The organism is Legionella anisa (genome assembly GCF_001467525.1).
Lineage (GTDB): Bacteria > Pseudomonadota > Gammaproteobacteria > Legionellales > Legionellaceae > Legionella > Legionella anisa.
This window is the reverse complement of record NZ_LNXS01000005.1, coordinates 1-13,172: the sequence shown is the minus strand read 5'-3', so window position 1 is coordinate 13,172 and position 13,172 is coordinate 1. Positions and strand designations below refer to the sequence as shown.

Sequence of the window (13,172 nt, the reverse complement as noted above, 5' to 3'; positions counted from 1 at the left end):
GTTAAAAAAAGATATTAATGTTGTTAGAATACCCAACAATGCGTGCTGCTGTTTTATAAAAAGGTTTACTCAATGAAAGAGATCACTCTAACCGCTATCTTTGAAGGAACAATCTACAGTATTGAAGAGCGACAAACCCATTTGCATCGGGTGTTGCAGGAAGATTGTGATGGGGTACGTATCACTTCTGCTGAGGAGATTAACCAGCATCAAGATGTTACCCATTTTAAAATGGGTTTTAATGGATGTGGCGTTGATTATGGCGTAAAGGGACTTTTATTTGGGGCAGGTGTAGAAGAACAAAGTGATCAGGTTGTCGCGGTAGTCAAAAAGCTAATTCACGACGGGTATAAAGTAAAGTTAAATGGTATTGGTTTAAGTCGTGGTGGAATTGCGGCAATTTTAGCGGCGATTAAATTAGCTCATATTGACCCATTTCATTTGGAAACGAATTTACTTCTTTTGGATCCTGTGCCTGGTAATTTATTCTATATTCCCTTTTTGGATTTTTTCAAACATACATTAACGAATCGCACACTTGATTTGTCTCACTCTAAAAATTTAAATTACGTTGAGACACTCTATCCGTATCTCGAAGTCGGTGATGACACTGGCGACCGATTGGATCAGGTTCTTGCCAGTTTTCATATACCTATAAGGCCGACTTATCCAAAACATTGTCAAGTTAGAGAAGAGGTAGTTTTAGGAGCACATTTAAAAGCTTTTCAAGATCTTGATAAAGAGCAGGATACTGCCCAAATAAAGTACTATGGAGTTGATGTAATTCCCGTAATCAGGAAATTGAGTAGAGCAATTATGTATCAGTTTCTGAGTCGAGTAGGAAGCTTGGCAAAGGTGGGAGAGAACGTTGCGCAAACTGAGATTATCACGGAATTTGAGCGAGAACGAGAGAAATGGACGGGTATTCTCGCTGGAATTATTAGGAATATTATTCCAAAAAATAGAAAATTACATTCTCAGGATGATTCTAAGATTACGGTTACGAATTCAGCAAAATATCTTAATAAAACGCATCGTGAACTCATTGATATGGAGTCTCAGGATCCCGAAGAGTTATGCTTAAAAGTAGAGCCAGAACGAACTTATTTTAAAAAAGAAAAAACGCCTTTAACAAAAGAAGTTTTATTGAGTTTGGTTAAAGTTATCGAAAATAATATGACTGACACAAGCAAGCAAGGTAGGAAGGGAATATTATTAAGTAACATTCAAAAAGGTTTGGAAAAAGATGCGTCTTTTAGTGAAGAACAATTGAGTTTTATACTTAGGGACATTCTCACAATTGTGTTGCAGCGTGACCGATACAGCTATAGTTTTTATGGTACCACAACTTCTGGTTTAGCCTTAGTTAAGGCATTTAATCAATCTGAGTTTCGTGCAATTCAAGAGCTAATACAATTTGAAGGTAAACCCGTTGAATATTCTGATTTAAGCGCTTATGTTTTGGGTAGAAATGATTCGGCTCATTTTAATAGTCAAGCTAAAGAATCAAATCTTGATCACATAACGGAACATGAACTCGGAGAAGATGGATACAGGATGTTAATTTAGACCACTGATCTTTTTTGAAGCAGCTAATCGATTGCTTCGTTATGGCAACGGAATTAAAGGAATAGAGGAAATGGAACTTCGTTTCTATGAAGATAAAAGATACATTAATGTTTTTTCAAAAAATAGATTCATTCTTTTAGTTACAGTAAGGTCATAGTCATGTTTCACTGGTTAAAGGAGTGGCGGTACGAACGCATTGTACGTCATTCGCTGATAAGGGATGAAGAGTGGAATGAAGTATTTCAAAATTTACCTTTGCTGCAACGCCTGAATGAACAAGAAAAAATAAGGCTTAAGCGATTAGCTATTTTATTTCTTTATTATAAATCGCTAGAGGGAGTTGGCGAGCTGCAAATAACAACTTCCATGCAATTAAATATCGCTTTGCAGGCATGTCTTCCTATTCTGAATCTTGGATTCGATTGGTATGATGGTTGGGTTTCAGTCGTAATATATCCTGGAGCATACTCACATGAGAGTAAGGAAATCGATGAGTTTGGGGTAGAACATTTGGGACGATCACATTTAAGCGGAGAATCATGGCAACGCGGACCAGTCATTATCTCTTGGGACGATGCATTACATCATGGTGGTGTGAATGGGCGTAATGTGGTGATTCATGAGTTTGCCCATAAATTGGATATGAAAAACGGTGGAGCGAATGGATTTCCACCTCTCCATAAAGGAATGTCTGCTCAACATTGGACTGAGGTTTTTAACAAGGGCTATAATGACTTGCTAATCCGGATTCAACGAGATGATTCTATTCCAATCGATCCTTATGCTAGTACATCTCCAGCTGAATTTTTTGCTGTATTTTCTGAGTTATTTTTTGAAAAACCCGAAATAATCAGAACCTATTATCCTGAGATTTGTGATTTACTCGTTAAATTTTATCGTCAGGATCCACTGAAGATTTCGTAGCCTGGGTGCACCCAGGCTACGGTGTTTCTTACCAGCTAAAAGTATATCGTGTTTCTTTGGAGCTCCACCCATCTGTAATGTGTACTTCAAGCTGTTTTTCAGAGACTAGATTAAATTCAATTAACGAACCCCAATAAGGATTATGGAATTCAAAAACTTGCTTGGTCTGTCCAGTCGTTAACTTGCAAGAAACTTGTCGCGGTTCTGGAGCTCCAAGACCGTCACCATAACCCAAATCCAATTGGGTAGATCCTTGTGAGCGACCTAAAGAGGTTACTTCATTCAGCCAATTACACTCAATTTTAGCTGATTGAGGATATTGATTTTTGAGTTTTAAACAACTTCTATGTATACTGGTGCACGGTTTTGCAAAACTCGTTCCAGCAATTAAACCCATCAAAAGAAAAGTGTAAAATTTAGTCATTATTATGCCTAATCAGTTTGGGTGAGATTTTTTTAACATCATTATTAAATTGTTGTCAATGGTTTTAATCAAAATAGTCATTTATTGAAAAACCAAAAAATGAGCATAATGATGAGGCTAATTAGGATGCATGTAGTGATAGGGAAATAAAAAGTAAAGTTATTTTTCTGAATTATGATATCACCTGGCAATTTACCCAAGCCGATTTTTTTTATAAACGGCCAAAATATACCAGTTATTAGTAAAATAATGCCTGTGATAATTAGAATTTTCTGGATCATATTTTTTTATTCATGATTCGCAATAGATTGTATAATATTAACAAGGAAAAAGAATGAAACAACAAATTTCAATGTATGCTGCTTCAATACCCGTTTTTAAACAAATGCTTACCTCGCTCAATGCAATTTTAGAAAAAACGCAGGTTCATATTGATCATAATAAAATGAATCCTGAGACATTCTTACAAGCAAGCCTTTTTCCGAATATGTTTCATTTCACACGTCAGGTACAAATTGCAGCCGATTTTGCTAAAAGTGTGCCTGCTCGTTTGGCGGGTATGGAAGTCCCAGTTTTTGAAGATAATGAAACAACTTTTCTTGAGCTTCGTGGCCGCATTGAAAAAACACTACTCTTTCTTTCTAATATTCATCCAGAAGATGTTAACGGTAGCGAAGAAAATGAAATTATTCTTCGTCCAGGGACTCCGAAAGAGCGAAAACTTATTGGACAAACCTATCTTTTGCATTATGGGTTACCGCAATTTTTCTTTCATATCACTACAGCTTATGACATCTTAAGAAGTTTAGGAGTTGATATTGGTAAAGCAGATTACATGGGGACTTTTTAGCATTATGACCCGGGTTTCGCTTTGCTGAACCCGGGAAATTTATTATCGCACACATTTCACAGCGCTTACTAATAGACTAAAACTCCTGAATTTTGAACTTCATGTTCATCATGTACGGCTGAGGGAGTAACCACATCTCTTTTTGCTGGAATCCCCGCTTCTTCACTAACTAAACTTGCTTCATAATGTAACAGCTCACTTGTTTTGAAGAAGCGCCGTGTTTGATAACGGGTTTTTTGGACTTCTTCTTTTTCAATTTTCTCAATAACCGGATCAGTTTCCAAAAGCTCTTTCTCTATTCCAGCGACGTATTGTTCGGATGCTTCATCGAGATAAGATGCAAGATCCTGTTTAATTTGGATTAGCAATTCTTGTATAAGTTCAGTTCTCTTGCCATCCAACCCTACATTATGGTCACTTAATGCATCCATACGCTCCGTTTCTTCTTCTCGAATGGAAGATAAAGTTTCTCTAAGCTCTTCAAGTTGACTGTGAAAGGAGAGCACATCTCTTTGTCGAAGAAAAATTGTACCCCTTAACTTAAGGCCCTCTACATAGTTACAATCCTTTTCTTTCATCCGTTTCTCTGCTGCAGTAATGATTTCTTCAGTATCTGATATTTCTTTTTGTTTGAGGCGAATTCGTTCATTAGCATCCTGTATCCTTACTTTAATTTTATCAAGATCACTTTGGATGCTTGATTGCTCATTAATAGAAGCAGTAATACTTAGATCCGGGTCTTTACCCAAAATTGTATTGAGTCGACTTTGATCCACAGGGTTTAGTTTCCAATTCCAATGCTTCAGCTCATCGACATGTTCCAATTTTTGTCGAATTAAGTCGGGGAGTTCGCTGCGATCAATATCTAAATTCCAATCAAGAGTTAAAAGCCCTTTTAATCTAAATAATTTCTCAAATGCAGGACGTTTTCGTACAGGAAGGATTTCAATTACTTGTACATTAGCTAACTTGAGAAGAGCCTCTTTATTTTCCTCAAGAGTTGCGCGAAGTTTTCTGAGTTCACTTCGTTCTGCTTCTACTCGGGTCAGGAAGGAGGATTGATATCCAGTAAATCCTTCTTGCAATGGCGCATCTTCAACTTGTAGTTCGATATAGGATTGCATGCCATCACTACCACTTTGAATGCGTACCTGTTTTGGATTTACCTTCAACAAGGTGGCAAATTGGTTCTGCTTTTGTGCAAATAGGCTTTCTTGTACGTCTTGATTCAGTCCATCGGGTTTATCCAATTCCTCTATTGAGCGTAAAAGGTGCTTTTTAAGAGCATTAAGTTGGCTTAAATAGGGATGATATGCTTTATACGAGCTAAAACGTACGGTCGCTTCATATAATTCCTGCACAATATGACTTGGATTGTTTTTGCTTTGACGGCTTATTTCGAGTAGTGTTTTTTTCATATGCTCCCAAATAGGATCATAAGTATTGAAAAAATAAGGCGAGGCATTTGTTAACACCCTACGGAATGCGGTAAGTTGGTGCTCTGAAACGACTTTATCATGACATTTTTGCCTAAAGTCAAGATCACAAGAGGGTGCATTATTTAATGAATCAATGGCATCTAGCGCATCATTAATCACAGTTCGAGGCGATGAGTGACTGATTGAAAACAGATACTTATCTTTTAAAATGACCCTATGACGTTGTAGTGCGGTATAGAGCGCCTGTATTTTTTCTTTGTCCTCAGGTGAGTTGATTAAATCCTCAGCCAAGGAATAAATCTTCAAGGCAGCTTTTTTGGCTGCAGTTCGCTCAAAAAGTGCGTGGAGGGGAACTGGATTTTTATGTACCCAAGCAAATTCATTGAGTAAATGTTGGGCCAGTTTTTGCATAATTTCTTCGCTGTATGACTTTTGTAAGTCATTCAAGCTTGGATCTTCTGGTAAGCCTAAGTTTCGATATAGAGTAGAAAAAGTAAGAACTAAGCCTTGCATTTTAAATTGTTCAACGAGCGAAAACTTTGTTAAGTCAGCACAATGCTCTTGAATCCAGGGCTTCATCTGAGCTAATAATTCCGTAATTTCTTTGCTACCGGCTTTCATCAATTTTTCTTGATAAGATTGAATAATACCTTTAGCCACTTCTTTTTTTTCTTCGCCGCGCAAAACCTTATTTTTTTGTTCGATTAACTTTTTAATTACTTTGATAACTATTTCAGGTACATAGGCAGGGTTTTTGGATGTTCGTTCAGGGAAAAATTTTTCAATAGCATTGGGACAAATAGAACAAAAATCTCCAATCAAATGAGGTAAGATTTGCTTGCTTTGTGCTAATTCTAAATCACTTTTTTCTTGGCCCGAGGGCTTTGTATACTCTAAAACTGCCCCTGCTTTGTCAGCAATCACTGTTTCAAGGTTTTGGTGCATCAGTGCTTTTATTCCAGCGGTAAAGGGTTTGCCTTTTTGTTGTAACTTTACTTGAATATTTAATTCTTGAACAAACTCTAATTGCTTTAAGTACTTAAGTCTTAGGGATTGTTCAGTACTCATATGAGCCGCTTTTTCTGCCTTGGCTGCCCATTTTTCTTCTCGAGCAGACTCCCAAAGTTTGCATGCAGCCTTTTTAAACTGGGAAATACTTTCATTAAGTGAACTTTCAGTTACATTGGGATCTTGTGAGCGAGCCAGTTCATTCAAAAGTATTTCACGCCATTGATAGAGATCAAATTGTAATTGGGGATCATCAGGATAGATCTCAAGAAGTAAACCTTCCCAGGCTTCAATTTGCTGCATGAGGACTTGCTGTGCTTCATCGATGCTCTGGGTATATATTCTGTCAACTGTTGCCTGTAATTGGATTTTCTCTCTTACTACTTCGACGGTATGTTCATTAATACGTTGCCGAGTCCAAGGAAAAGCATAATAAAAAAACTTATTGAGTAAATCTTCAGGTGGTTTTACTTGATAAATTGGTAACCATTCACCGGGTTTTCCATTACGTGCAGTACGACCAGGAATTTGAGTGGTCATTCTCTCTGTATCAAGATAAGTTTGTACTACAAATAAGCCCTTGGGATGATCGGTCTTGATGTCTATTCCCTTTGCAAGCATTGCTGTGCCTACGGTTATGGTATTGACTTGACCTGCTTGCTTAATGAGCTTATCCAGTTGACTAGGGGTCTCCTTACCGGTAAGAATCTGAATTTTAAACCCTTGTTCCTCATAGATCTTTAAACTATTACCAATTGTTTGTGCTTCACTAAAATCTTCATTAATAATAAGGATAGGTTGAGTTTGAGTGGGGCTCCATTTTTCAATGGCATTTTTTCTTTCAGCAAGTAAATGTTCATATTCCTCATAGGTTTGAATCTCTTCATCAGGATCAATCTTCATCATAGTTGGTGTAATAGGGCGTTTGATTTTGTCAAATGTCTCATGTATTGCTTTGATGGTTTGTTCACGATTTAAGGTAAAAATCGGATCATGATCGATGCGTTTGTCTCCAGCATGAGGTGCAATGCTGAGCGCCTGGGTTCCCACTGAGGTAGCTAAACTTTCTAACTCGCGTTTGTCTCCAGGAGTTGCTGAAATTCCAAGCAGACGTCCTAAGGTCTTTTGAAAAAATTTAATTAACCCTTGTGCCGATTGACTGGCAAGTACGGAAGGGACTGGATCAATAAAAATATATTGAGCTTGATCTTTGTGTTCTGCTTGTAATCGGGCCTGTAACGCCTGTTGTACTGCTTCAGTAAAAATTGAACCTGATTTAGGTGTACTGCGAATTAAAGGAACACAAGCAATTTTTTTAATAATTTCCTGACCTGATTCATCCTTTTCTTTAATCGGTTGCATTATGAAATCTTTGTCTTCAACCTGCTTTTCGGCGATGCAGCTGGCATGAAGCCATTGTTTCAGTTGTGTATTACTTGATGCCATCAAATAATTTTGTTTTTCAACATCACCGTTAAATTGTTCATTGATTTGCTTATTGAGAAATAATCGGAATTGATCCAGATCTTCATCCTCATCCCAAATTTTACGAGATGAATCAACATTGCGATATGCTGGCAAATTGATGAATTGGTAGGCCAGCGGATAAATCCATTGGGCAGGATTATTCGCCTGGGTTGCTTCAGCTTCTGCAACTAATTTATAAAGTGTTAATTGATCTAAAAGTGCATCATCACATTCATCTAGAACAATATGGACTGGACCATCCGTTTTAATTATTTTTTCCATTCCGGATAGTTTGGCAGCTAAATGAAAACTAGCCATATCCTCAACTGTGGAGCAGTTGATTCCATTAGGTTTAAAGGCTTTAATTGGGGTATCACCTTGAATGAGTGCTGAAGGGATTTCCAAAAAATTAAAAAATGGTTCACAACTGTTCTCATAATCCCGAGCCAGAAGTGTTGGATTGGCTGTCCATTGAACAACTGTGCCCCCTTGTGCCCACTGCAGAACAGAAAGCATGGGCGTATTAATACTTTTTCCTTCTCCAGTTTTGATGCGCATTAATAAATTGGATGTTGGATCTTCTAGTGCGAGCAAAAGGATGAGCATTTGTGTGGTATTTGGAAATATACCCGTAGTTCGGAAATAGATTTCTCTTAAATAAGCTAAAAGCTTCAGATGGGTTACTTCTCTTTGTTCGGGACTTATAGATTTTGAGCGTAATTGTTGAAGCAATGTGCTCGCATTTTCTTTTAAATCTTGGCGTGAGGAGGCGGTTAATTTTTTTAGATCTGTAAAATCTCCAGGCTTTAGTGGGTCCGTGTAGCCTAATGTTTCAATAAAAGTTAATTGTCGTGCAAGTTTCATTTGCAATGCATGAGGAAAATCGGTTTCATGCAGCAAATCACGCAAATTTTCTAGGGCATATTTGATTCGATCGGTTGCAAAATGATTGGCTAAGTCTCTTTTTTCTCCATTTTTAGCAAAAGGATTGGTGTCGAAACTGGCGCAATATTCATGAAGCTTTTCAGAGCCATGCGCGAGTAAGGCTGAGTTAAGGCTTTGTGCATTAGGGTAGGGCGGTGTATTAAATAATTTATGTACTCGATTGATATCATCGATGGAGCGACGTCCCAAACCTTTAGTAACTTCCAGCAATGCAGCAAGTTTTACCGTGGAGTCTTTTTTATTCCTAGCTAAGCCAGTTAAAATCGCAGCAATTTTGAGCCTATGCTCAAGATCGACTTGATCCAATTGTTGAAGAATTTGAGCATAGTATTCCAGCTTGGAATTATCCTGAGATGCTTTATTAAGTAATGCAATGCAAAGCTCAGTTTGCTCTGGATTATGAGTTAAGAATAATTGAGTCTGTTGGACTAGTTCTTGAATGAGTTCCGATTTCGTGCCTTGTAACCCTAAGATTTGAATAATTTGCTTGATAATTAATGACTTGGTTTCTTCAGGGAGAGCTGATTTTTTAAATTCGTTTAATGCAGCAAGCGGGAAAGGAGTTGTACTTTTCAAATTATGAGCCATGCTCATTTTGAAGAACATAATTTGGGTATCTGGCTCAAGGTTTTCTATTTTAAACAGCTCAACTAAGCCATTGACTGCTCGCTCAATCGCAGCAGTATCTGCATTAGGGCACTCTTCTAAAGCTTGGGTTGTCAGCTTTAGATAAAAATCCAGGTTTTGCGAGCTTTTTTTGATTAGCTGATCAACGAGAGTTTGTTTTTGCTTATAATTCAGACGAGCTAGAGCTCCTGTGTTAAGTTGTTTGTAGATTTTATTGAATTGTTGAGGATGTTGGTCTCGAAGATCGATGAGCAGGTTGAGATAATCTGCGATTGACTTAATTTTGTCTTTATAGCTTTCTAACGCTTGGTCAGCAGCAGCACGTTCGTTAATTAAAGCAGCTTCTTCAAGAACACTTTTTTCAAATTCAAGATCCTGTGTATTCAGCTGTTGTAATGTTTTTTTCAATGCAGGCAATACTTTCTTCTGAATCAGCTCTTCTTTGAAAAAGAACGTTAAAGAGTGTGTTTCATTAAAAGCTGCCATCCACGAAAGACAGGTATTAAAATCTAAATCTTTGACAATGAGTTTATTCTCAGGATTATCAAAAAAGGCTTTCATTGGCGGTACAATGAGTTTGTTATGAACGGGAGCCAAAATAGTAGCTAAGGCTGATCCTGTAGTCTGATCCGTTTCTTTTCTTTTTCCAGTGAGCAAGAAACTTAAAATATATTCCCCTTTAGTTTCTCCGACGATGCGATACATTCCATCAAGTAAAAGGGGCTTTTGTTGTTCAAAAAATTTAAGTTTTGCAATAACTTCAGTGAATTTGGGATTGGGCTTCTGTAATAGCTGTACCAACTCTTCTACTGCATCAAAAAGTGGCATTAATTCTCGATCGAGTTGCTCACGTAATGCTTTAGGCACTAAGAAACTTTGTAGATTTTCTTGAAGTGTACTTTTTAATTTTTTTACATTAAATACAGCACTTCTTTTTTTAATTGCATCGACTAAAGCATCAACAATTAAATCATCGAGCTTGGAAATATCACCATTTCCAAGTACGCAGCCCGGGAAAGGGTTTATTTCAATGATGAGTGCCTTTAACCAGGTTTCTTGTTTTTCTAATGTTTTACATTCATCAGGAATAGTTTCTACTGAATTTGCAAGCCTATCCAGTAGCACTTGAATTTGTTCTATTTTAGGTAATGCTTGTGATTTTGAGAGATTGATTTGGCTTAAAGTACTTAATACGACGCGCTGAAAAACTTCGCCTTTTTTATTTTGTACGTTTTGAATTGCTAATAATAAATTATCAATATTCTCTTGAGTTAAATTGGGTTCATTAAGTTTTGCGAGTAATTTAATAACTTCTGGAGTTAAGGCTTGGCGATTTTTTTCTAGTATTGCTACAAAAGATGCACTAACTGACAAAGCGAACTGTGGAGCAGGATCTGTTTTTTGAATACGCTCTTGTAGTGTATTGAGTAGTTCAAATCCTTCATTTTCCATACATGAAACAAGCGGGCTAATAAAATCTTCTTTAAATTTTTTATCGGGAAATGCAGTTTTGAACTCAATACATTGATTGATTAATGCATTGATTTGTGCCAATGAAGGGCAGGGTTTGAATTTAAAACATCGTGAAAATGCGAGCAGTAAATCACTTCGATCATTTGGATCCAACTTTTGCAGTGAATGAATACAACTTTTTAAAGTTTCTTTCCATTGTTTGGGATTTAGGACAGCCTTATCTGCAAAAGCACATGTTAAAATAAAAGCGAGCTGATTTCTTTGAACTGCGGGCCAAGAAACGAGCTTCCCAATTTCAAGAAGCTGAGTCTGGATGTCCTCTAATCTGATTTCAGCCTTCCAATGCTGCCCCATATATCGGAACAACCAAGGTTGAAGTTCAAGATGTTCGTTATTGATTTGTTGATAAATGAGATTGGGATCCGTAATGGTGTCTTCAGGATTTTCAATTTTCATACACGCAGCAACGTGTTTAAATTGCTCCGAAGTAGGTTTTTGTAGCATGGCATAATGCACGCCTGTTGGTCCCCAATTGAGTTCTGCCAAAGAAAGACACTGCTCCTGTGGATTTTTAGCCTGTTCTATAACATCCAACACCCGATTTAAGGTAATAAGCAAATGCCCTTGGTGGTTAATCGGGCACGGATTGGATAAAGTCAGATTTTTTTCTGCAATTCGGGGAAGGAAAATTTGAGTATAGGCATCAAAAAAAGTATTAAAATCAAAGCTGTTTTTGTTATATTTAAGATGGTTAACAACCAGTTTGTCCCACCATTCTCTTTGTTCTGCTGGAAGCTGGATTAATTTTTGAAGATTTTTAATTCCGTGAACGCTCAATAATGAATTTTGAACTTCAGGGTTTTTGAGAAACTCAAGATTGATTTTTTTATTCAAACACGCATTAAGCAGTCTCACTAATAAAGCAGTATGTGATTCACCTCCAAGTAAATATTGCTTGCAAAGTAATGGAATGATGAATTCGTCATGCTGTTGCGTAGAGATTGCCGGCTCAGTTGATCTATATAATTGAAGTAATAACGTTTTGACTTCATTTTCATATTTGGGAAGCTGACCAAACAATATATTTTTTTGATCAGTTGAGTACTTAGTTTCCAAAAGGATGGAAAGTGCTCGTCGAGAAAGATTAGTAAATAGCGTTGTAGCTTCTTCAATCGATGGTAATGTTAAGGAGTCGAGTTTTTTGAGTACAGGGGCTAACGCAGAAGGGAGCCTTCTTGGGGCCTCAGTATAACAAAGCGTTTTTTTGTCTTTGCTAATATAAAATCCTTTGGGAAGATTCTTGGGAATAACCCCATCTCTAAATGCATAAGCATGTTCTTTTATAATGGGGATGACTGATGATTGTAGTTTTTCGATACCTAAGGCCCTGAGTTGCGCGACCAATTCAGGAAAATCAGGCAATTCAATAGGAACTTGATTAAGATCAGGACTTTCTATAAGTTCACTCTGTTCAATATGAATTTCTTTTTGAATGTTTGGTGGTTTAGGTAAATGAATACTTCTTTGAATTTGGATACGTGCACGAACAGCGGTCGACTTGGAATTCAGCGCATACTTCAATGGGTTAATTTTTGGTTCGTTGGATGTACTTTTAAGCAGCATTTCAGCTGTTTTATTTAAGACAGCCCGACGTGCAAGTAGCGCGAGTCGATTAGATGTCTGTTGGTTTTCTGGAATTTTAAAAATAAAGAGACGCTTACGATCGTCGTTAATAAAGTTGCATAGGCTATCGATATCTTTTTCAGTAAATTGCTGTGAATCAAGTTCAATTTCTAATGGAGTGTAGTTTATTTCAGTTTCGTATGAAGTAATTAGATTTTCTAGTAAGGATTGGAGGTACTTGTTTTGTGAATATTTGGGCACAGCAAAACTCCTAGAATCAAAAGAAATAAAAATAATACACCGCTATTATTAACAGGAAATTAAGCATTAAAAATACAATGAAAGAAATTTTATTTCGTTCATGGTGAAACGTATTATAATAGAAAAAAAAGAATATATACAATACGATATGTAAATAAATTATTCATTCAATTATTTTTTCAGAGGTTTGCAGCAACAATAATTCGCTTTTTTATTCTGTCTTTGTGCTAACCACCTGTATTGATTTTCTGTAAATCTAACGGTTGAAAAACTTATTTCTCACCATTTTCAGTTACAAAACAAACTTCTTAAGGAAAAGTGCAAAATTTACTTGACAGATCTTGGGTGGCTCATTAAACTGCGAACCTAAATTTTGGGGTTATAGCTCAGCTGGGAGAGCGCTTGCATGGCATGCAAGAGGTCGGCGGTTCGATCCCGCCTAGCTCCACCATCAACATCTTTGATGTTGATGGAAAAACGTTCAAGGTCCCCATCGTCTAGCGGCCTAGGACACTGCCCTTTCACGGCGGTAACAGGGGTTCGAACCCCCTTGGGGACGCCA

Annotated in this window: 6 protein-coding genes and 2 tRNA genes; 5 read left to right on the top strand and 3 right to left on the bottom strand. The window is 37.2% G+C overall.

Translation table 11 applies throughout. The annotated features are described in order from the left end of the window. Positions 1-72 precede the first annotated feature (72 nt). Positions 73-1,569, top strand: a complete 1,497-nt coding sequence (locus tag Lani_RS02545; RefSeq protein ID WP_019232007.1) for a hypothetical protein — start codon at positions 73-75, stop codon at positions 1,567-1,569. Between the two features lie 159 nt (positions 1,570-1,728). Further along, positions 1,729-2,493 (top strand): M90 family metallopeptidase, encoded by a 765-nt coding sequence (locus Lani_RS02540; protein WP_019232008.1) that lies wholly within the window; start codon positions 1,729-1,731, stop codon positions 2,491-2,493. Between the two features lie 28 nt (positions 2,494-2,521). On the opposite strand, the gene Lani_RS02535 is transcribed toward Lani_RS02540, so the two are convergent. Both Lani_RS02535 and Lani_RS02530 read right to left on the bottom strand, forming a co-directional pair. Next, positions 2,522-2,917, bottom strand: a complete 396-nt coding sequence (locus Lani_RS02535; protein WP_019232009.1) for a hypothetical protein — start codon at positions 2,915-2,917, stop codon at positions 2,522-2,524. A 77-nt stretch (positions 2,918-2,994) separates the two neighbouring features. Next, a complete protein-coding gene (locus Lani_RS02530) occupies positions 2,995-3,198 on the bottom strand; it encodes a DUF2905 domain-containing protein (RefSeq protein ID WP_019232010.1) in 204 nt (67 codons plus the stop codon). A 53-nt stretch (positions 3,199-3,251) separates the two neighbouring features. Here Lani_RS02530 and Lani_RS02525 point away from each other — a divergent pair, with 53 nt between their 5' ends. After that, the gene (locus tag Lani_RS02525; RefSeq protein ID WP_019232011.1) at positions 3,252-3,767 is read left to right on the top strand and encodes a DUF1993 domain-containing protein; all 516 of its coding nucleotides are present in this window, start codon (positions 3,252-3,254) and stop codon (positions 3,765-3,767) included. 68 nt (positions 3,768-3,835) lie between these two features. On the opposite strand, the gene Lani_RS02520 is transcribed toward Lani_RS02525, so the two are convergent. Then, positions 3,836-12,610 (bottom strand): hypothetical protein, encoded by an 8,775-nt coding sequence (locus Lani_RS02520; RefSeq protein ID WP_065233471.1) that lies wholly within the window; start codon positions 12,608-12,610, stop codon positions 3,836-3,838. A 375-nt stretch (positions 12,611-12,985) separates the two neighbouring features. Between Lani_RS02520 and Lani_RS02515 the strand changes: the two genes are divergently transcribed. Further along, positions 12,986-13,061 (top strand) — tRNA-Ala (locus tag Lani_RS02515). A gap of 35 nt (positions 13,062-13,096) precedes the next feature. Beyond that, a tRNA-Glu gene (locus tag Lani_RS02510) sits at positions 13,097-13,172 on the top strand.